Below are 20,913 nucleotides of genomic sequence, written 5' to 3' on the forward strand. Positions count from 1 at the left end.
CCAGGCGGGTGTGCGCCCGGCCGGTGCCCGAGGGGCGGCCCGGCGGGCTCTTGCTAGTTTTGTACGGCGCTCGATTCACAGGGCGCTGGACCGAATTCGTCGCAGAACCGACCTGGCCGGAGCAGACGTGGCTGATCTCGGAAGCATCTTCAAGGCATACGACGTACGCGGTGTGATTCCGGACACCTTCAACGCCGACATCGCCCGGGCGGTCGGCTCCGCCTTCGCCCAGGTGGTCGGCGGTCCCGCCGTCGTGGTCTCGCACGACATGCGGCCCTCCTCCCCGGAGCTCGCCCGCGCCTTCGCCGACGGTGTCCTCTCCCGTGGCGTGGACGTGGTGTTCGCCGGGCTCGGCTCCACCGACCTGCTGTACTACGGTTCGGGCTCCCTCGACCTGCCCGGCGCCATGTTCACCGCCAGCCACAACCCGGCCGAGTACAACGGCATCAAGATGTGCCGTGCGGGGGCCGCGCCGATCAGCGCCGAGACCGGACTGGACGAGGTCCGCGAACTGGCGGAGCGGAACCTGACCGACCCGGAGGCGTCCGACGGCGGCCGGGGCGCGCGCGGCACCCTCACGGAGCAGGACCTGCTGCCCGGGTACGCCGACTACCTGCGCGACCTCGTCGACCTGTCCGGCTCCCGCCCGCTCAAGGTCGTCGTGGACGCGGGCAACGGCATGGGCGGCCACACCGTCCCCGCCGTCCTGGAGCAGGGGCTGCCCCTGGAGGTCGTCCCCCTCTACTTCGAACTCGACGGCACCTTCCCCAACCACCCGGCCAACCCCCTGGACCCGGACAACCTGGTCGACCTCCAGGCGAAGGTCCGGCAGAGCGGTGCCGACATCGGCCTGGCCTTCGACGGCGACGCCGACCGCTGCTTCGTCATCGACGAGCGGGGCGAGCCCGTCTCCCCGTCCGCCGTCACCGCGCTGGTCGCCGCACAGGAGCTCAAGCGCGAACCCGGCGGCACGGTCATCCACAACCTCATCACCTCCGCCGCGGTCCCCGAGATCGTGGCCGAACGGGGCGGGAAGCCCGTGCGCACCCGGGTCGGCCACTCCTACATCAAGGCGACCATGGCCGAGACCGGCGCGATCTTCGGCGGGGAGCACTCCGCCCACTATTACTTCCGGGACTTCTGGAAGGCCGACACGGGTATGCTCGCGGCCATGCACGTCCTGCGGGTCCTGGGGGCGGACGACCGTCCGCTCTCGGAGATCACGGAGGAGTACTCCCGGTACGCGGCCTCGGGCGAGATCAACTCCAAGGTCGCGGACGCCCCCGGGCGCATGGCCGCGGTGCGCGCCCAGTTCGCCGACAGGGACGGGGTCACCGTCGACGAACTCGACGGTCTCAGCGTCTCCCTGCCCGGCGGGGCGTGGTTCAACCTGCGCGCCTCCAACACCGAACCGCTGCTGCGACTCAACGTGGAGGCCCCGGACGACACGGCCGTGGCGCGCCTGCGCGACGAGGTCCTGGCCATCGTCCGAAGCTAACCCGGGTCCGCGCCCGACCCGGCCATCACACGAGGAACGAGAAGCATGAGCACGAAGATCGACGGCTGGCTGCTGGAGATCCTGGCCTGCCCGCAGAGCCAGGCCCCGCTGCGACACGACCCGGAGACCGACGAACTGGTCTGTGACGAGAGCGGTCTGGCCTACCCGATCCGCGACGGGATTCCGGTCCTGCTGGTCGACGAGGCGCGGAAAATCTCCTGAGGACGGAAAAAGGTGGGGCGGGGGGTGGAACGTTCTCCCCGTCGCGGTAGTCAGAGGGGGTACGCCCGGGTCGACGGCGCCCTCCGGGGGCCGGGTCGCGCGCGACCGTACCCGGCGTCGCCTGCCCGTACCCTGATCCTGCGCTCCCCGCCCATGACGACCTCCCTGGAGGACACCGATGCCCGGTCCCGAATCGCTACTGCCGAGCGACCCCTCATCGTTCGGTGACTACAGCGTGACCGGACGTCTGGGCAAGGGCGGCCAGGGGGTCGTCTACCTCGCCGAGGACTCCGCCGGCGACGAGTACGCGGTCAAGGTCCTCAACGACCAGTGGTCGGCCGACGCCGACCTGCGCAGACGGTTCGAGAAGGAGGTCCGCGCGGCCCAGAAGGTCGCCTCCTTCTGTACCGCCGCGATCATCGAGGCCCAGCTCGACAGCGACCCGCCCTACGTGGTCAGCGAGTTCGTCCCGGGCAAGGACCTGCAGGAGACCGTCGCCAAGGGCCGGGTGGTGCGCGGCTCCGCCCTCCAGAGGCTGGCCGTCTCCACCGCCACCGCGCTCGTCGCCATCCACCGGGCGGGGATCGTCCACCGAGACTTCAAACCCGGCAACGTCCTGATCGGCCCGGACGGGCCGCGCGTGATCGACTTCGGCATCGCCCGGGTCGACGACGGCACGGCCACCATGACCAACTCGATCGTCGGAACGCCCTCCTACATGGCGCCCGAGCAGATCGAGGGGCGCGGGATCACCGACAAGTGCGACATCTTCGCCTGGGGTTGCGTGATCGCGTTCGCCTCCACCGGGCGCGCGCCCTTCGGCTCGGACACCGTCCCGGCCGTGGTGCACCGCGTGGTCAGCGCACCGCCGGACCTGGAGGAGATCGACGAGGCGCTGCGGCCGGTCGTCGAGGCCTGCCTGGACAAGGACCCGGAGAAGCGCCCCAACGCCCAGACGCTGCTGATGCGGCTGCTCGGCCACGACGGCCCGGTCGGGTCCCCGGAGTCCGCCGACCCGTTCGAGCAGGGCGAGCGGGTCGCCCAGACCGGGCTGCTCAACGGCAACCAACTGCCGCCCGTGCAGCCGCAGGGGCCGCAGTACCCGCCCACCGGGGGCCAGCCGGGGATGGGCTACCCGCCGGGCGTCTCCGACCCGCGCCTGGGCCAGGGCCCCGGGGTGCCCAACCCCTACGGCGGACCCGGGGCGTCCAACCCCAACCCGATGGCCAACCCGGGGGTGTCCAACCCCCGCCCCGGCCAGATGGGTCACCCGGGGAGCTCGGACCCGCGGCACGGCGGGTTCGGCGCGCAGCCGGGCACGTCCAACCCCCGGCCCGGGATGCCGGGCCACCCGCAGCAGCCGCACGCCGTGCACCAGGGCGCCAACCCGATGATGACGGGCGCGGTGAACCCCAACCAGACCTACGCCCCGCACGCCGCCCGTTACCCGCGGACGGGCGGACAGGACGCGGTCCTCCAGCAGGGCTGGGTGATCCCGGCGGTGCTGATCACCATCATCATCCTGCTGCTGCTCCTGCTGATCCTGTTCCTCAGCCGATGACCGGGGCCCGCGCCCGGCCCGGGAGGTCAGACGCGGGTGAGTTCGTTCATCGAGCGGGACACCGCCTCGTCCACCAGGTCGCGCACCTGGGGCCAGCGGTCGTCCACGCAGTCCGTGGGCATCACGGTGACGCTGTCGGTCCCGGACATCTCCAGCGTCTCCCGGACCCCCTCCGAGGTCACCAGACGCGCGTTCGCGGTCACCGCCAGCACACCCGAGGGCGGGCTGCCCACGTCCTGCACCACCACGTACAGGGCCAGTGACGCCTCACCCGCCACCAGCTCCAGACACGTCCACCAGTGGGCGGCGCCCGGGGTGAACAGCAGGTGGTCGGTCGCGCGCGACCCGCGTGCGCCCATCGGGCCGCCCCCGTCCCCCGAGGACACCGTGGCGCTCGCCCGGGGGTCCAGGGCGCGGAGGATGAGCGCCACCGGGTCCCGCCGGGACCGCACGTACTCCAGGACGCGGCGGCGTGTCACGGCGGCCAGCGGAGGAACCGGTGTCCTCGCCGTGGGCACCGCACCCGGGTGCCAGCCGAGCTCACCGCGCAGGGCCCCGGTGACCAGCCGCGCGAAGTGGGCGGTCAGGGCCGCGAGCCGCTCCGCCGGATCCTGGCCGGCATCCGCCCCGGGCGGAGGTGTGCGCGGATCGAGGAGCAGCGGTGGGAGGTCGGCGCGTTGGAGCACGTGTGAGGCCAGGACCCAAGGCAGCACCCAGGGCGGACCGGCCTCGTCGGGGTCCTCCCCGGTGGCCTCGGCCAGGACCCGCACGCACTCGGCGTAGGTGTGCGCGGCTCGGACCACGGGGTGGGCCGGGGCCGCGGCGGACCGGGACAGTTCGAGGGCGTACCCGTCGGACAGGGTGGTCCGGAGCGGTCGCAGCGCGTAGCCCTCGGGGAGTTCGGCGACCCGCTCCGCCAGCGCGGCGACGCGGGGCCCGGTCATCGGATCCCCGGACACGTCCGCGCCGGTCAGCAGCAGGTCGGTGAGGGCGCTGCCGCATCCCCACTCCAGGACACGGGCGTGCGTCAGCGCCCGCCGCGCGGCCCGGCGCGCGTCCGGGGGCTGGTTGTGGCGTTGCTCCGCCCAGACCTCCCGCAGGCGGTCGACGTCCCTGAGGTCTTCGCGCACGCGCCCGGGAAGGGACTCCCGGACCGTGTCGCCGAGTTGGCTGTCCACGGTCTCTCCGTAGCCCGTGGGCTGTTTGCCAAAACATGCCGAACGGTTGGTCTGGGTGTCCGGTGGCGGCCGCGGTCCCGGGTCAACCGGAACGGTCGGTGCGCGTCCTGTCGCCGGAGCGGCCGGGGCGACGTGAGTGCAGCAACCGCATCGCCTTCTCCTTCTCGAAGTCCAGGGCCCGGGCGGGGGCCGCGGCCAGTCTGCCCAGGCGTTCACCGTGCGCGCGCACCCGGGCCAGCACCTCGGGTTCGGCGAGCACGCGCAGGGCGAAGGCCAGCGCGGCGGGCGGGATGTCGAACTCGCGTTCCAGCTCCAGCCCGCCCGCGATCGTCTCCAGGTCCTCCCCGGTGAAGCGGCGGTGCCGGTGTCCGCGGCCGGTGGGCTGTTCCTGGGTGCGGGGGAGGAGGCCCAGGCCCTCGCGGTAGCGCAGCATGCGAGCGGTGCTGCCGACCCGTTCTGCGGCCACGGAGATGGGGACCGGGGAAGGGTCGGGTCCGGGCGCTGTGGGGTCGTCGTCGAGGGCGGCCATGCACGGACCCTAACCCACGCCCGGCGCCATACCGAGCAAACCTGACATCCGCGTGTGAGCTTTGTGCCCCAGGGGCGGGTGCGGGCCTAGAATCGGGTCGCAACCACGACTTGACGAGTGAGGAACGCATGGCATTCGACTTCAAGGTCGCAGATCTCTCCCTGGCCGAGTTCGGCCGCGACGAGATCCGCCTCGCCGAGCACGAGATGCCCGGCCTCATGGCCACCCGCGCCGAGTTCGGCGACAGCAAGCCCCTCGCGGGCGCCCGCATCATGGGTTCGCTGCACATGACCGTGCAGACCGCCGTCCTCATCGAGACCCTCGTCGCGCTGGGCGCCGAGGTCCGCTGGGTGAGCTGCAACATCTTCTCCACCCAGGACCACGCCGCGGCCGCCGTCGTGGTCGGCCCCGACGGCACCGCGGACGACCCCCGGGGCGTCCCGGTCTTCGCCTGGAAGGGCGAGACGCTGGAGGAGTACTGGTGGTGCACCGAGCAGGCGCTGACCTGGCCGGGCGCCGAGGGCCCCAACATGATCCTCGACGACGGCGGCGACGCCACCATGCTCGTCCACAAGGGCGCCGAGTTCGAGAGGGCCGGCGCCGTGCCGGACCCCTCCACCGCTGACAGCGAGGAGTTCTCGGTCGTCCTGAGCCTGCTCCAGGAGAGCCTGGGGAAGGACTCCGGCAAGTGGACGAAGATCGCCCAGGGCATCCAGGGCGTCACCGAGGAGACCACCACCGGTGTGCTCCGCCTGTACGAGATGCAGCGTGACGGCAGCCTGTCCTTCCCGGCGATCAACGTCAACGACTCGGTCACCAAGAGCAAGTTCGACAACAAGTACGGCATCCGCCACTCGCTGCCGGACGGCATCATGCGCGCCACCGACGTCCTCATCGGCGGCAAGGTCGCCGTGGTCTGCGGTTACGGCGACGTCGGCAAGGGTTCGGCCGAGGCGCTGCGCGGCCAGGGCGCCCGCGTCATCGTGACCGAGATCGACCCGATCAACGCCCTCCAGGCGGCCATGGACGGCTTCCAGGTCGCCACCCTGGAGGACGTGCTGGAGACCGGTGACATCTTCATCACCACCACCGGTAACTTCAACGTGATCATGGCCGACCAGATCCTGCGGATGAAGCACCAGGCGATCGTCGGCAACGTCGGCCACTTCGACAACGAGATCGACATGGCCGGCCTGGCGAAGGTCCCCGGGATCAGGAAGAAGGAGATCAAGCCGCAGGTCCACGAGTGGACCCAGGAGAACGGCAAGTCCGTCCTGGTGCTCTCCGAGGGCCGCCTGCTCAACCTGGGCAACGCCACCGGCCACCCCAGCTTCGTGATGTCCAACAGCTTCACCAACCAGGTCATCGCGCAGATCGAGCTGTTCACCAAGCCCGACGAGTACCCGACCGACGTGTACACGCTGCCGAAGATCCTCGACGAGAAGGTCGCGCGTCTGCACCTGGACGCGCTCGGCGCCAGGCTGACCGAGCTCACCAAGGAGCAGGCCGCCTACATCGGCGTGGACGTGGCCGGGCCGTACAAGCCCGACCACTACCGCTACTAGGGGCGAGTCCGTTCACAGATGACACTCCCCTCGCATGAGGTGGCGGACCTCGGCCTGGCCGGGGCCGGGGTCCGCCGGGTGGCATGGGCCGAACGCTCCATGCCCGTGCTGCGCAGCGTCCGCGGGAGGTTCGCCCGGGAGCGGCCGCTGGCCGGCCTCCGGGTGGCCGCCTGCCTGCACGTGACCGCCGAGACCGCCAACCTGCTCCGCGTCCTGCGCGCCGGCGGGGCCCGGGTGTGGCTGGCCGCCTCCAACCCGCTCTCCACCCAGGACGACACCGCCGCGGCGCTGGTCGCCGAGTACGGGGTGGCCGTGCACGCCTGGGCGGGGATGGACACCGCCGCCTACGACCGCAACCTGGTCACCGTTCTGGAGGCGCGTCCGCACCTGCTGCTGGACGACGGCTGCGACCTGGTCAACACGGCCCACGCGGACCGCCCCGAACTGCTGGAGGGCGTTCTGGGCGGTTGTGAGCAGACCACCACGGGGGTGATCCGGCTGCGCAGGATGAGCGCGGAGGGCGAACTCCGGCTGCCGATGGTGGCGGTCAACGACACCCGCACCAAGCGGATGTTCGATAACCGCTACGGCACCGGGCAGTCGACCGTGGACGGGATCCTGCGCGCCACGAACACACTGCTCGCCGGCCGGACGGTCGTCGTGGCCGGGTTCGGCTACTGCGGGCGCGGCCTGGCGGAACGGTTCCGGGGCATGGGCTCGAACGTGGTCGTCACCGAGGTGGACCCGGTCAAGGCGCTGGACGCCGTGATGCAGGGGTACACCGTCGCGACGATGGACACCGCGGCAGCGGTCGGGGACGTGTTCGTCACCGCCACCGGCAACCGTGACGTCATCCGCCGCGAGCACCTGGCGGTGATGCGGGACGGCGCGATCCTGGCCAACTCGGGCCACTTCGACCTGGAGATCGACCTCAACGCCCTGGACTCGCTGTCCGTCGCGGTCGACCGCGGCGTACGCGAACAGGCCGACGAGTACGTCTTCGCCGACGGGCGCAGGCTCCTGCTGCTGTCCGAGGGGCGCCTGGTGAACCTGGGCGCCGCGGAGGGCCACCCGGCGGCCGTGATGGACATGTCGTTCGCCGTGCAGGCGCTCACCACCGAGTGGCTGGCCCGCGAACACGGCGCGCTCGCGCCGGGGGTGGTGGACGTTCCGGAGGAGACCGACAACGAGGTCGCCCGGCTGGAACTCGACTCCCTGGGGGTGGGGATCGACGTCCTCACCCCGGGCCAGGAGGCCTACCTGAACTCCTGGCGCCCCTGAGCGGGCCCGGTCAGCGGGCCGGGCCCCGGTACGGGTCGTTCCACCGCGGAGCCTGGTAAGGGTGGAGCCCCTGGGCCTGTGCGCGGTCCTGAGCCTGTCCCGGGCCCTGCCCCATGGCCTCCATGCTGCGGCGGCGGCGCTCGGCGAGCACGGCGGCGAGGAAGTACGGCGGGGTGGTGCCGGCCGGCGGGGGCGGGCTGACCTGCGCGGCCACCGCGTCGGCCAGTTGGACCCCCATCTCGTGCCGGGTGTGCTCGGCGAGCTCGCCGTAGCGCAGCACGTACTGGCGGGCGGCGTTCGCGGTCTCCGGGGACAGGCGCGAGAGTTCGGTGCCCGCCGCCCAGGCGGCCAGGTGCGGCGGCATCGGGACGACCGGGTCCCGGCGTCCGCCGGAACGCTCCTCCACCACCATGGTCCCGGCCACGAAGTCCCCGATCCGCCGACCGTCCCGGTTGAGCATCGAGGTGACCAGGGCGACCACGCCGAAGGTCAACCAGAGCTCCACGAACCCGGCGAGCGCCCGCCCCAGCGCCTGGCGGAAGCGTTCGGGCGAGCCGTCGGTTCCGACCACCCGCAGCCCCAGGGCCAGCTTGCCCAGGGAGCGTCCACGCGAGACGGACTCGAACGCGGCGGGGTAGCCGACCATGATCAGGATCGAACCGGTGAGCGAGATCGCGGCGGTCGCGGCGGGGTCGACGCTCACCCCGATCCAGGAGACGACGACGGCCATGGCGATCAGGGCGATGACCTGCGCCAGGAAGTCGATGGCGATCGAGGCCGTGCGTGTGGCGAACCCGGCCGGGCGCAGTTCGAGGACCACCGCGTCCCCCGTCACCAGCGGCGTCACACCGTACACGTCGTCACGGGCCTGGCCGCCACCGGGATAGGACACCAGCGCACGCTCCCTTACCGGGTGTCTGAAACCGTCGCTTTGACACTACCTGCCAGAGGAGGAGTGCGTTCGCACCCGTCACGGCTCCGGGGCCCGGATCCAGTAGTGTCCAGTGCGTGGATATCGACGTGTTCGCCGCGGCGCACGCCCGGGAGTGGGAACGGCTGGACGAACTGGTGCGCAGGCGCCGTTCGCTCACAGGTGAGGAGGTCGACGAACTCGTCGAGCTCTACCAGCGGGTGTCGACCCACCTGTCGGTGGTCCGTACCTCGGGGCAGGACCCGGCTCTGGCGGGGCGGCTGTCCTCCCAGGTGGCCCGCGCCCGGTCCGCGGTCACCGGCTCGCACGCCTCCTCGTGGGCCGACTTCGCGGGGTTCTTCACCAGGGTGTTCCCGGCGGTGCTGTACCGGCTGCGCTGGTGGTGGATCGGCGTCACGGTGGGAACCCTCACGGTGTCGACGGTGACCGGGGTGTGGATCGCCACCAACCCCGACGTCCTGGCCGCACTGGGCACCCCGGAGTCCATCGCGCGCTACGTCGAGCACGACTTCGCCAACTACTACGTCGAGAACCCTCCGGGGTCGTTCGCGGCCCAGGTGTGGACCAACAACGCCTGGGTGGCGGCGCAGGCGATCATCTTCGGGGTGGCATTCGGCCTGCCGACGCTCGGTGTGCTGTTCCTCAACGCGGTCAACCTGGGGGTGGCCGGGGGGATGATGTTCTCGCTCGGCCGCGGAGACGTGTTCTTCGCGCTGATCCTCCCGCACGGCCTGCTGGAGCTGACCGCCGTGTTCGTGGCCGGGGGAGTGGGGCTGAAGCTCGGCTGGACGCTGGTCTCCCCGGGGCGGCGGACCCGTCTGCGCGCCCTGGGCGAGGAGGCCCGCGCGGCCGTCGCCGTGGCGCTGGGCCTGGTGGTGGTGCTGTTCGTCTCGGGCCTCATCGAGGGCCTTGTCACCGGGTGGATCACCAACACCTGGCTGGCGATCGGCATCGGCGTGGTCGCCGAGGCCCTGTTCTTCGCCTACGTGTTCACCGTGGGCAGGAAGGCCCACCAGGAGGGCGAGACCGGCGACATCGAGAACGCCCCCGCTGCCGTCCCGGTCGCCTGAACCCCGCACACGAACAGACGAGAACCCCTGCGGGCGGGGCCCTCGCGTGCCAGCATGGGCCCATGAGCGAGGACACCCCCCACTGGTTCAAGAGCAGCCACAGCGGTTTCGCCTCCAACTGCGTGGAGGCGGCCGTACTGGCCGAGCCCGAGTGGTTCAGGAGCAGCCACAGCAGCATGGAGGGCGCATGCGTGGAGGCGGCCGTACTGGCCGAGCCCGAGTGGTTCAAGAGCAGCCACAGCAGCATGGAGAACAACGGGTGCGTCGAGGCGGCCTTCACGGGATCCGTCACGGTCCTGCTCCGGGACACGCAGAACCGCGATGCCGCGGTGTTGGCCGTCCAGGCGCGGGAATGGGCCGGGACCGTCCGCCTGATCTCCGGCCGCCGCAGGTGATCAGCCCCCGGTGAGCCGCCTCGTCTTCTCGAACCACTCCCGGGTCATCGAGGTGAGGGGGTGGTCCTCGCCCAGGATCTCCTCGCGGAGTTCCAGGGTCCGCGCGAACCCCTCGGCCGCCGCCCGGTGGTCTCCCCGTTCGAAGGCCACCCTGGCCAGGTTGTACCCGGTCTCGACCGTGCGCGGGTGCCGCCGTCCGAGGACGCGGGAGCGCACCTGCCGGACCCTGCGGAACCCCTCCTCGGCGGCGTCGTGCTCCCCCTGGTACATCAGGACGAAGGACAGGTTGTCCAGGGCCTGCAACGCGATCCGCTCCTCCTCCCGGGAGAGCTCCACGTGCTCCTCCCAGAGGGAGCGGAACTCCCGCTCGGCGGTGGCCAGATCGCCGCGCAACCCGGACATCAGCGCGACCTGGTGACGGCTGCTCAGCGTCTCCGGATGCGTGGGCCCCAACACCGACTCGCGCCTGCGGAACACCGTACGGAAGATCTCCTCGGCCTCCTCGATCCTGTCGAGGTCGCGAAGGGCGTCGGCCAGCGAGTGCTGCGCCCGCAGGCTCTCCGGGTGGTCCTCGCCCAGGTCGGCCCGGCTCTGGTCGACGATGCCCCGCAGGCTGCGCATCGCCTTCTCGGCGTGCCCGAGTTGCATGACGGCCCGCTGACACATGGTGTTCGCCCTGACCGGGTCCGGGTGGGCGCGGCCGTGGACCCGCAGCAGCACGGTGTGCAGGGCCGAGTAGGCCCCCGACTCCAGGGCGGGGTCGTGGTCGGCGCGGCACTCCAGCAGCCGCTCCACTGTCTCGAGTACGGGGAGGGACCCGGAGCCCAGGTTCGCACGGACGGTCTCGGAGACCAGCGGGTGCAGGCGCAGGGAGGTCTCCCCGGACCGCTGCCCGACGGTGACCAGCCCGTGGACGACGAGCGCGTTGACCGCGCGCGCCAGGTCCGCCTCGTCGGTGGTGTCCAAGGCCCCCTCTGCCAACGCGAACAGCGGAAGCCTGTACAGGGGCACGGCTGTGGCGTTGCCGCCCAGCACCGACAGGATCTGCAGGAGCGGTGCCGAGTCCGGTTCCCGCTCGGCCACCAGCCGCAGGGACAGGTCCCAGACACCGGACAGCAGGCCCCGCTCGGTGTCGTTGCCGGTGAGGAAGGGCGAGGCCAGCGCGTCGAGTCGGGCGACGTCCTCGCCGAGGTGCTCCAGCAGGGAGCGCGCATCGGGGAAGAGCACCCGGTGGGTGGCCAGGATCCGTCCGGCCAGGGACAGCGCCAGCGGCACCCCGCCCAGGCGTTCGGCGAGTTCGACGGTCCCGGGGAGCCCGCCCAGGCCCGCGTGGTCGGCCAGGACGACGGCCGCGTCCGCGTCCTCCAGAACCCCGACCCGGTACACGTTCGCGGGCGCCCACAGCGCGGGATCGTCCACCCGGCTGGTGACCAGCACGAACCCGCCCGGACTCGACCGCATCCAGCCCCGCTGCTCGCCCGGCCGGTGCTCGGGGTCCAGTTCCTCGGGTCGGTCGGCGTTGTCGATCACCAGCAGCCAGGGACGGGGCGCGGTGTCCAGGTGCCGCCAGACCCAGCGGGCCGCCTGCCGGGGAGCGGCCTTGAACCGGTCGGCCTCCTGCCGGGAGCCGCCCAGCTCGACCGCCACCTCCAGCATGCTCGGCAGGATCGCGTCCGGGCGCACCCAGAACACCGTCCACCCCTCCGAACGCGCGTGTTCGGCCAGAGCCGCCGCCACGGTGGTCTTGCCGAACCCGCCCGGCCCGGTGAGCACGTGCGGAACCGGCGCCCCGCGCACCATCGCCGACCGCAGCTCCGCCAGCAGCTCCTCGCGGCCGCGCACCGCGGTCGCCGGTCGGGGCGGGTCCAGGGACACGTCAGCGACCTGGTCGGGTTCCGGGGAGGGCGCGTTCACGGTGACGCCGCCGTGGATGTCGTGTACCTGGAGCAGTTGCCCGTACACGGCGCCCCGGGCGTCGTTCGCGGTGTGGGACCGGGCGTCGGGGGGAGAGGCCATGCCCCCATAGTGCCCGAAGGGGGCGCCCCCCGGCGGAGGTCGCCCCCTTCGGGAAACCGGTGCTACAACCGGCCCTGGGCCTTGAGGTTGATGTAGGCGTCGGCCAGGGCCGGGGCGATGCGGTCCGGGGCCGCGTCCACCACCTCCGCGCCCATGCGGCGCAGTTCGGCGCTGATCCGGTGCCGTTCGCTGAGCGTGCGCTCGGCGGAGGCGGCCCGGTACAGCGCCTCGGTGCTGCCCCGCTCCGCCGCCATCTCCTCCACCTTCGGGTCCTTGACCGCCGCCACCATCAGCAGGTGGCGCGAGGACAGCACCGGAAGCCTCGGCAGCAACCCCTCCTCCAGGGAGGTCGCGTTGAGGTCGGTCAGCAGCACCACGAGCTTGCGGGCCCGCCCCTGGGCCATCACCGAGCTCACCAGCCCCGCCGGGTCCGACTCCACCAGTTCGGCCTCCAGCGGAGCCATGGCCTCCACCACGCGGTGTACCTGGCTTCCCCTGCCCGAGGCCCTCACCTGGGCGCGCACCCTCCGGTCGTAGGCCATGAAGTCCACCCGGTCGCCCGCCCGGCCCGCCAGCGCCGTCAACAGCAGCGCGGCGTCCATGGCGTGGTCCAGGCGCGGGGTGTCCCCCACCCGCCCGGCCGAGGTCCGGCCGGTGTCCAGCACGACGAGGATCCGCCGGTCCCGCTCGGGCCGCCAGGTCCGCACCACCACGCCGCCGTTGCGTGCGGTCGCGCGCCAGTCGATGGAGCGCACGTCGTCGCCGGGCACGTAGTCGCGCAGGGAGTCGAACTCACTGCCCTGACCGCGCACCATCGCCGTGTGCTGACCTTCCAGCTCACGCAGCCGCGACAGCTTGCCCGGCAGGTGCCTGCGGCTGTGGAACGGCGGCAGCGTCCGTACGGTCCACGGGGCGGTGAGCGTGCGCTGCCGTCCGGCCAGCCCCAGCGGGCCGATACTGCGCACCGTCACCCCCGCGGAGCGGGCGTCGCCGCGCCGCGTCGGGGTGAGCACGGTCCTGACCCGGCGGCGCTCACCGGGTCCCACCCGCAGGGGTTGGGACCCGGGGGCGGCGTGCGCACTCGGCGGCCAGGCGTCCCGTACCGAGCCGCGCAGCCGGCGCCCGGTCGGGTTGGCCACCGTCACGTACACCTCGGCGCTCTCGCCCAGCCGCAGCGAGGTGTCGCCCTCCCGGGACAGGCGCATCCGCTTCGGCCCGGTCGCCAGGAACACGTCCAACGCGACCAGCAGCACCACCAGGCCCACGCAGACGTAGGCGACGGTCGCGCCGATCTGACCGGAGATCGCCACCGCGCCCGTCGCGAGGAGCGCGAGCAGCGCGGCCCGGCCGGTGACCACCATCAGCGCGGCACCTGGACGGAGGCCAGCACACCGTCCAGGATCCCGTCGGTGGTGGCCCCCTCCAACTCGGCCTCCGGGCGCAGCCCGATCCGGTGCCGCAGGGTGCCCTTGGCCAGGGCCTTCACGTCGTCGGGCGTCACGTAGTCGCGGCCGGACAGCCACGCCCACGCCCGGCTCGTGCGCAGCAGCGCCGTCGCACCGCGGGGTGAGGCGCCCAACTGGAGGGAGGGCGACTGGCGGGTGGCCCGGCACAGGTCCACGATGTAGCCGAGGACCTCGGGTGCGATCCGCACCTGCGCCACCGCGTCCCGGGCCGCCTTCAACTCGGCGGCGCCCGCCACCGCTCCCACACCGGCGGCCGCCAGGTCGCCCGGGTCGAAGCCGGCGGCGTGGCGGCCCAGCATGTCCACCTCGGCGGCGCGTTCGGGCAACGGGACCGTCACCTTCAGCAGGAACCGGTCCAGCTGGGCCTCGGGCAGCGGGTAGGTGCCCTCGTACTCGACCGGGTTCTGGGTGGCCGCGACCATGAACGGGTCCGGGAGGGCGACCGGGCGCCCCTCCACGGTGACCTGCCGTTCCTCCATGGCCTCCAGCAGCGAGGCCTGGGTCTTGGGCGGGGTCCGGTTGATCTCGTCGGCCAGCAGCAGGTTGGTGAAGACCGGGCCCTTCATGAACTCGAACTTCGCCGTGTTCTGGTCGTAGACGAGCGAACCCGTCACGTCACCCGGCATCAGGTCTGGGGTGAACTGCACCCGTTTGTGGTCCAGTGACAGGGCCTGCGAGACCGTGCGCACGAGCAGTGTCTTGGCGACACCGGGCACGCCCTCCATCAGCACGTGGCCACGGCACAGCAGTGCCACGACCAGGCCGGTCACCGTCTCGTCCTGGCCCACGACCGCCTTGGCCACCTCGCGGCGCAGGGCGGTCAGCGCCGCCCGGGCCTCGTCGGCGGATGGCAGTGCCTCGGGTGTGAAGGCGCTCACGTGCCGTCTACCTCTCTCGATACCTCAGTGGTCGGTTCTCGTCTGCGGGGGGCGCGGCCGGGGAGCGGCGCCGCGTCCGTCTCCGGCCCCGCCCCGGCCTCCGGGCTCACCGCAGCCTCCCGGCGAGCCGGTCGAGTTCGTCGGCGAGCCGCAGCATCGCCTCGTCGTCCGCCGTGTACGGGTCCGGCTGGGGCGGGTACAGGATCCGCCACAGGTCCTGGGGGTCGTCCCCGCTCCGGGCGGCGGCCGCGGCCACCACCGAATCCGGACCGGAATCGGCGCGCAGACCCAGCTTGGGCACCGAACGCTCCAGGAACCCGTTACGCAGCGCCGAGGCCGCGCGGTCGCGCGCCTTGCGGGACTGGTACAGGCCGGCACGGCCCTCGGTGGTCTCCGAGGCCCGGACCAGGGCGGGGAGCGACTCCGGGACCAGGGCGCCCATCCGCCGCCCGCGCCAGAGGGCGAACAGCAGCAGGGTCAGCGCCAGGGGGGCCAGGGACCAGCGCAGGCCCGCGGGCACGAGCTCCCACAGGGTGGCGCTCCCGACCTCCTCGGGCGCGTCCGGGCGCAGCCACACCACGTCCTCGGCGGAGAGCAGGTTCAGCGCCAGGGCGGCGTTGCCCGCGGAGTCCAGCTCGCGGTTGGTGAGCGGGTCCCCGGTGCCCAGCACCGTCGTGGTGGATCCGTCGGGTGCGGTCACCTGGAGCAGACCGGAGCCGTCAGCGGCCGGATAACAGCCCAGGGCCTCGGCCCCGTCCCCGGCCGTGTAGAGCTCCCCGGTGACACCGGCGTCCCCCGCCGCGGTCGCGGCGGGCAGCGCGCACCCGGGTTCGAGGGTGCGTTCGTCGTCGACCCGGCCGGTCATGTCCGCCCCGGGTGCGAAAGCCGTGAGGGAGCGCAGGGAGGGCCGCACCAGGACGGTGTCGGACCCCAGGTCGGCCAGGGCGTCCAGCTCCTCGGGGAGCAGCCGGTGGTCCAGCAGGACCACCAGCACGGTGTCCTCCCCCGACCGTTCCACGGCCCGCGCCGCAGCCTCGGAGGTACGGGCGACGGTGACGTCGGAATCCTCGTCGAGGAGCCGTACCAGCGCCCGTGCCCCGTCGGGTTCGGGGCTCCCGGGTTCCAGGTGGCCGGAGGGGAACTGTTCGCTGCCCAGCGACAGCAGGACCGACACCGCGACCAGCAGGCCGATCACGGCGGCGGGCGCCCGGCCGGCCCGCCACAGGCGTCCGGCGGCGGATCCCGGAGCTGAGCCGGTCGGGGGGTGTTCGGGCGGCGCGGTGGTCGTCATCGTCGCCCTTCGTCATGGGTCGGGGGCCCGGGTACGACCGGGCGTGCCGCGGCCAGCCGCACGTCCAGCTCACGCAGGGTGCGGGCGGATTCCGCGGTCGCGACCCGGTCGCCGTAGGCCACGTCGTTGAAGATCTCGGCCCCCTTGTGCAGGCCGACCGCCTCGTCCGGAAGGGTCCGGGCCGCTTCGGCGGCGAGTTCGGTGGCGGTCCGTCCGGCCCGGGGGCCGATGACGGCCCGTTCCTCCAGGTCCACGCTGATCGCGCGCAGGCGCTCGGTCACCGCCGCGGCGAAGTCGCCCGCGGCCTCGCTCCGGTCCGCCGCCGCGCGGTGGTCGGTGGCGGACCGGGCCTCGTCCTGGTGCACCGACACCTCGGCCCGGCGGTTCCGGGAGGGGCGCAGGTAGAAGATCAGGCCGACCACCAGGGCCAGAACCACCAGCAGGACGCCGGCGAGGAGCCAGCCGCCCGGGACGACCCCCTCACCCGCGACGACCAGCCGGTCCAGCAGCCCACCCAGCCAGTTGAGGAACCGGTCGATCAGGGACGGCTCGTGGTCCCCGTAGAGCGGGTCGGACAACTCCTCGATCGCGCGCCGCCGTCCCTCCTCCCGGGTGACTTCCAGGGGAGCCGAGTGCGGGGGGCTCACGTGCGGTACTCCGGAAGGTAGATCTCGGGGCCGGCCGCCTCGCCCCGCTGCGCGGCCTGGTGCAGCTTGAGGTCCAGGCCCTCGCGGCGCATGCGCAGGTCGATGTAGAGCAGGGTGTTCACCCCGGCGAGGAAGGGCTGGGTGATGGCGTAGATCAGGACGGTGACCACGTAGGTGATCACGCCCGCCAGGACCGGCGCCCACACCGCGCCCCCGCCGAGGGTGCTGATGACACCGGCGAGGAAGCCGAACGGCATGGCCAGGATCAGGTTCACCACCAGCACGATCAGCAGGGCCAGCAGCCAGTAGCCCAGCGTCCGCCACCAGTTCTGCTGGGAGAGCCGCCAGGACCTGGCCATGGCCCGGCCCGGACCGAGCCGTTCGAGTACGACCAGGGGCATGGCGTAGTAGAGCCGGATCCAGATCCACAGGGCCGGGATCCCGACGAGGGCACAGCCGACCAGCATGACCAGGAGGCCGACGGCCACGCCCACCCCCGGTTCGTCGGCTCCGAAGGCGATGGCGAAGCCGGCGATGAGCGCGATGAACAGGACGACGAAGGCGATGACGCCGATGGCCACCTGGATGCCGAGTTTGATGAAGGCCAGGCCGATGATCGCGCCGACCCGTCCGCGTACGGCCTGCCAGGCCTGCCCCATGGTGAGCCGGTAGCCGAGCACCGACATGCCGACGACCGCGGCGAGCAGGCCGAGCAGCACGGCCCCGCCGACGAGGAGGAGCAGGTCCCCGACGAATCCGAGCAGGGTGACCAGCGGGGAGGTGTTGAAGAGCGGGTCCTCGGGGTCGACCGCGTACGGGTCCGCCATGATCTCGTCGATGCTCGTGACGTAGTCGTTCGTCAGCCAGGTCGTGGAGACGGTGCTGAGCACGGACGCGATCGCCATGACGAGCAGGGCCAGCCCGACGGTGGTCCTCGGGTTGTTGCGGACGTAGCTGAACGCGCCGTTGAAGATGTCGCCGAGCGTCATCGGCCGGAGCGCGACCACACCGGGTTTGACGGCCTGCGGTCGCGGGCCGTACCCCTGCGGCGGCCCGTAGCCGGGCTGCGGCCCGTATCCGGGAGGCGGTCCGTACCCCTGCTGGGGCCCGTAGCCGGACTGGGGCCCGTACCCCTGCTGGGGACCGTAACCCGGAGGGATGCCCTGACCGGGGGTCGGATAGCCGGGGGCCGCCTGGCCCGGGGCGCCGTATCCGGGAGGCGGTCCGTACCCCTGCTGCGGCCCGGGACCGGGGGGCGCGCCCTGGCCGGGTGCGCCGTACCCGGGGGGCGGTCCGTGGCCGGAGGGCGGGGTCGCGTGGCCCTCCCGAGGCGGTTCGGCGGAGGCCCCCTGGCCGGGTGCGGCCCAGCCGCCGACTCCGGGAGCGCCTCCGGACTCGGGTGACCCCTGGCCCTCCGGGCCGCCCTCCGGAGTCTCCCGGTGGCCGTCCTCCTGGCTCATCTGCCCCGCCCTCCGTGGGATTCGGTTACTCCGCGCGATCGTTTTCGCGCCAATTCTGACCTGTCGGGAACCAACCTACCGGCCGGTTCCACCGCGCCTCGGCGGTGTTGGAGTGTGTCCCACGACAACCGACGCACTTCATTCCTTTTGTATGCTTTCTGTTACCAACCGGCCAAGTCACGAAGCTTTCTGGGCCTTCCTGGCCAGGGACGACACCGCCGGCGACCGAAAACGGTCCAAAAGGGCCCAACACCGCGGACCGCTCTTCCAACCGCGTCCGAAGCTGGCAAGGTTGGGGGAGGCCGGACGCAGTTCCCCGCGCCGGGGACACGGGCACCGACCACTGACGCCGTTTGAGTGTTCCAGGAGAGAGGAGTAGGCGCCGCGGATCCCCGCCCCCTGGGCGGTGGACAACCCGGTGCCGGACACACCGATGAAGGGACGTGTACTGGTTGTCGATGACGACCTCGCCCTCGCCGAGATGCTGGGCATCGTGCTGCGGGGTGAAGGGTTCGAGCCCTCGTTCGTCCACGACGGGGACAAGGCTCTGGAGGCCTTCCACGAGACCAAACCCGACCTGGTCCTCCTCGACCTGATGCTGCCCGGGGCCGACGGGATCGACGTGTGCCGTCAGATCCGCGCCGAGTCCGGGGTTCCCATCGTCATGCTCACCGCCAAGAGCGACACCGTCGACGTCGTCCTCGGTCTGGAGTCGGGGGCCGACGACTACATCGTCAAGCCCTTCAAGCCCAAGGAGCTCGTGGCCCGCGTGCGCGTACGGCTGCGCCGTACCGAGGAGCCCGCGCCCGAGGTCCTCCAGATCGGTGACATCACCATCGACGTCGCCGGACACGCGGTGCGCCGCGACGGCGAACAGATCAGCCTCACCCCGCTGGAGTTCGACCTCCTGGTCGCCCTGGCCCGCAAGCCGCGCCAGGTCTTCACCCGTGAGGTCCTGCTGGAGCAGGTCTGGGGCTACCGTCACGCCGCTGACACGCGCCTGGTCAACGTGCACGTGCAGCGCCTGCGCGCCAAGATCGAGAAGGACCCGGAGCACCCCGAGGTCGTCGTGACCGTCCGCGGTGTCGGCTACAAGGCCGGTACCGCCTGACCTGGCCGGGACCCACATGACCGCGTCCGAACCCGAGGAGGGGCGCAGGGCCGAACCCGAGGGGGAGCGGTCCGCCCCTCCCTCCGGCCTGCCCGAGACCGGGGGCGGCTGGCGGGACAACAACACCGGTCTGACCCGCGCCTACCTGCTCGCCCAACGGGCGGCCCGGGCCCTGGTACGCGTGGTGCACACCAACTGGCGCCGCTCCCTGCACCTGCGGGTCATCAGCACGACCCTGGTCCTGTCCCTGCTGGTGATGGCCGGGCTGGGGTACGTGCTGATCTCCGAGGTGCGCGGGGGCCTGTTGGAGGCCAAGACCGAGGCCGCGGTCAACGACCACCGCGCCGGCCTCAACTACGCGCTCCTCGAACTGCGTAAGAACGAGATCGGCGACCGCAACAGGCTCCTGAACAACATCGCGAGCGAGCTGACCAGCCGCAGCGGCGACACCGGGCTCTACAGCGTGTTCATCCTGCCGTCGGTGAGCGACGAACTCGGCTGGGCCACCGGTGAGGGCGACGTTCCGCCCAGGCTCGTGGAGCAGGTCCGCCAGTCCGAGGTGCTCGATCAGCAGTACCACACGTACATGCACATCGACATGGACGACGGTTCGGTCGAGCCGGCCCTGGTCGTGGGCGCCCAGCTCACCCACGCCTACGAGCTCTACTACATCTTCCCGCTCCAGCACGAGCAGGAGATCCTGGACCTGGTCCAAGGCACGGTCGCCCTGGTCGCGATCCTGCTGGTCATCCTGCTCGGGCTCATCGCGTTCATGATCACCCGCCTGGTGGTCACCCCCGTGCGTTCCGCCGCGCAGTCGGCCGAACGCCTGTCCTCGGGCGATCTCACCGAACGCATGACAGTGCACGGCGAGGACGACCTCGCCCGGCTCGCCATGTCCTTCAACGACATGGCGGGCAACCTGCAGGAGAAGATCCAGGAACTGGAGGAGCTGTCCAAGCTCCAGCGCCAGTTCGTCTCCGACGTCTCGCACGAGCTCCGTACCCCGCTCACCACCATCCGGATGGCCGGGGACCTGCTCTTCGACGACCGCGAGGAGCTCGACACCTCGCACCGGCGCTCCGTCGAACTGCTCCAGAGCCAGGTCGAACGCTTCGAGGAGCTGCTGTCCGACCTGCTGGAGATCAGCCGCCACGACGCGGGGGCCGCCACCCTGGGCACCGAGCCCACGGACATCCGGGACTCGGTGATGAAGGCCGTCGGCGACGCCGAACAGATCGCGGAGCGGCGCGGCATCAAGGTGATCCTGCGCCTGCCCGCGGAGCCCTGCGTCGCCGAGTTCGACACCCGGCGGATCAACCGCATCCTGCGCAACCTGGTGGTGAACGCCATCGAACACAGCGAGGGGCGCGACGTGGTGGTCGCGGCGGCCGGCGACCGCGACGCGATCGCCGTGGCGGTGCGCGACTACGGGGTGGGGCTCAAGGAGGGGGAGGAGCACCTGTGCTTCGACCGCTTCTGGCGGGCCGACTACTCCCGGGTGCGCACCACCGGCGGCACCGGCCTGGGCCTGTCCATCGCCAAGGAGGACGCCGCCCTGCACGGGGGCTGGCTCCAGGCCTGGGGGATGCCCGGTCAGGGATCACAGTTCCGCCTGTCCCTGCCGCGGCGCTCCGGGGCCGAGCTGCGGGGGTCCCCCCTGCCGCTGGTTCCTCCGGAGATCGCCCTGGGGCGCAACTTCACGTCTCTCGGCGACAAGGACGGCGCGAACGGCGGGAACGGTGCGCCGGAGACCCGGAGCCCGGAGAGGGAACGGCCCGGAGCCGACGAGGAGGAGGCCCTGTGAGCGACGT

General features: G+C 72.1%; 18 protein-coding genes. 9 read left to right on the plus strand and 9 right to left on the minus strand.

The features are described from left to right. Positions 1–127: 127 nt before the first annotated feature. The 3 genes from AC0VYD_RS04995 to AC0VYD_RS05005 all read left to right on the plus strand — a co-directional run bounded on the left by AC0VYD_RS04995 (position 128) and on the right by AC0VYD_RS05005 (position 3,281). Complete coding sequence (locus tag AC0VYD_RS04995) at positions 128–1,498, plus strand: phosphomannomutase/phosphoglucomutase (protein ID WP_475478797.1); 1,371 nt, start codon at positions 128–130, stop codon at positions 1,496–1,498. Between the two features lie 45 nt (positions 1,499–1,543). Beyond that, on the plus strand, positions 1,544–1,720 hold the full coding sequence (locus tag AC0VYD_RS05000; RefSeq protein WP_014911237.1) for a Trm112 family protein: 177 nt from the start codon (positions 1,544–1,546) through the stop codon (positions 1,718–1,720). Between the two features lie 178 nt (positions 1,721–1,898). Then, on the plus strand, positions 1,899–3,281 hold the full coding sequence (locus AC0VYD_RS05005) for a serine/threonine-protein kinase (RefSeq protein ID WP_475478798.1): 1,383 nt from the start codon (positions 1,899–1,901) through the stop codon (positions 3,279–3,281). A 26-nt stretch (positions 3,282–3,307) separates the two neighbouring features. Here AC0VYD_RS05005 and AC0VYD_RS05010 read toward each other — a convergent pair whose 3' ends face one another. Both AC0VYD_RS05010 and AC0VYD_RS05015 read right to left on the minus strand, forming a co-directional pair. Further along, the gene (locus AC0VYD_RS05010; RefSeq protein ID WP_475478799.1) at positions 3,308–4,459 is read right to left on the minus strand and encodes a hypothetical protein; all 1,152 of its coding nucleotides are present in this window, start codon (positions 4,457–4,459) and stop codon (positions 3,308–3,310) included. Between the two features lie 82 nt (positions 4,460–4,541). Beyond that, positions 4,542–4,988 (minus strand): MerR family transcriptional regulator, encoded by a 447-nt coding sequence (locus AC0VYD_RS05015; protein WP_475478800.1) that lies wholly within the window; start codon positions 4,986–4,988, stop codon positions 4,542–4,544. Positions 4,989–5,116: 128 nt separating this feature from the next. Between AC0VYD_RS05015 and ahcY (AC0VYD_RS05020) the strand changes: the two genes are divergently transcribed. Together ahcY (AC0VYD_RS05020) and ahcY (AC0VYD_RS05025) are read left to right on the plus strand one after the other, a co-directional pair. Continuing rightward, a complete protein-coding gene (gene ahcY / locus AC0VYD_RS05020) occupies positions 5,117–6,553 on the plus strand; it encodes an adenosylhomocysteinase (protein ID WP_475478801.1) in 1,437 nt (478 codons plus the stop codon). Positions 6,554–6,571: 18 nt separating this feature from the next. Next, positions 6,572–7,834, plus strand: coding sequence for an adenosylhomocysteinase (gene ahcY / locus AC0VYD_RS05025; RefSeq protein WP_475478802.1), 1,263 nt, complete (start codon positions 6,572–6,574; stop codon positions 7,832–7,834). Between the two features lie 10 nt (positions 7,835–7,844). On the opposite strand, the gene AC0VYD_RS05030 is transcribed toward ahcY (AC0VYD_RS05025), so the two are convergent. Beyond that, positions 7,845–8,726, minus strand: a complete 882-nt coding sequence (locus AC0VYD_RS05030; RefSeq protein WP_475478803.1) for an RDD family protein — start codon at positions 8,724–8,726, stop codon at positions 7,845–7,847. Between the two features lie 116 nt (positions 8,727–8,842). Between AC0VYD_RS05030 and AC0VYD_RS05035 the strand changes: the two genes are divergently transcribed. Then, the gene (locus AC0VYD_RS05035) at positions 8,843–9,835 is read left to right on the plus strand and encodes a stage II sporulation protein M (RefSeq protein ID WP_475478804.1); all 993 of its coding nucleotides are present in this window, start codon (positions 8,843–8,845) and stop codon (positions 9,833–9,835) included. A 62-nt stretch (positions 9,836–9,897) separates the two neighbouring features. After that, positions 9,898–10,230 (plus strand): DUF397 domain-containing protein, encoded by a 333-nt coding sequence (locus AC0VYD_RS05040; protein ID WP_475478805.1) that lies wholly within the window; start codon positions 9,898–9,900, stop codon positions 10,228–10,230. On the opposite strand, the gene AC0VYD_RS05045 is transcribed toward AC0VYD_RS05040, so the two are convergent. The 6 genes from AC0VYD_RS05045 to AC0VYD_RS05070 form a co-directional block, all read right to left on the minus strand. Further along, the gene (locus AC0VYD_RS05045) at positions 10,231–12,246 is read right to left on the minus strand and encodes a tetratricopeptide repeat protein (RefSeq protein ID WP_475478806.1); all 2,016 of its coding nucleotides are present in this window, start codon (positions 12,244–12,246) and stop codon (positions 10,231–10,233) included. Between the two features lie 62 nt (positions 12,247–12,308). Next, positions 12,309–13,607: a DUF58 domain-containing protein gene (locus tag AC0VYD_RS05050; protein ID WP_475478807.1), complete on the minus strand. Its 1,299-nt coding sequence runs from the start codon at positions 13,605–13,607 to the stop codon at positions 12,309–12,311. Next, complete coding sequence (locus AC0VYD_RS05055; protein ID WP_475478808.1) at positions 13,607–14,590, minus strand: AAA family ATPase; 984 nt, start codon at positions 14,588–14,590, stop codon at positions 13,607–13,609. The genes AC0VYD_RS05050 and AC0VYD_RS05055 overlap by 1 nt, the downstream gene beginning before the upstream one ends. A 106-nt stretch (positions 14,591–14,696) precedes the next feature. Beyond that, on the minus strand, positions 14,697–15,881 hold the full coding sequence (locus tag AC0VYD_RS05060; protein ID WP_475478809.1) for a DUF4350 domain-containing protein: 1,185 nt from the start codon (positions 15,879–15,881) through the stop codon (positions 14,697–14,699). Further along, positions 15,878–16,528, minus strand: coding sequence for a DUF4129 domain-containing protein (locus AC0VYD_RS05065; RefSeq protein WP_475478810.1), 651 nt, complete (start codon positions 16,526–16,528; stop codon positions 15,878–15,880). Before AC0VYD_RS05065 ends, AC0VYD_RS05060 begins: the two co-directional genes overlap by 4 nt. Further along, positions 16,525–17,988: a glycerophosphoryl diester phosphodiesterase membrane domain-containing protein gene (locus AC0VYD_RS05070; protein ID WP_475478811.1), complete on the minus strand. Its 1,464-nt coding sequence runs from the start codon at positions 17,986–17,988 to the stop codon at positions 16,525–16,527. Before AC0VYD_RS05070 ends, AC0VYD_RS05065 begins: the two co-directional genes overlap by 4 nt. 433 nt (positions 17,989–18,421) lie before the next feature. On the opposite strand from AC0VYD_RS05070, the gene mtrA reads away from it, so the two are divergent. After that, a complete protein-coding gene (gene mtrA, locus AC0VYD_RS05075; RefSeq protein ID WP_191268349.1) occupies positions 18,422–19,099 on the plus strand; it encodes an MtrAB system response regulator MtrA in 678 nt (225 codons plus the stop codon). Positions 19,100–19,115: 16 nt separating this feature from the next. Beyond that, entirely contained in the window at positions 19,116–20,906 is a 1,791-nt protein-coding gene (mtrB, locus tag AC0VYD_RS05080; RefSeq protein ID WP_475478812.1) for an MtrAB system histidine kinase MtrB, read from the plus strand. Positions 20,907–20,913 lie beyond the last annotated feature (7 nt).

This window comes from Nocardiopsis sp. iso_40, from assembly GCF_056173285.1.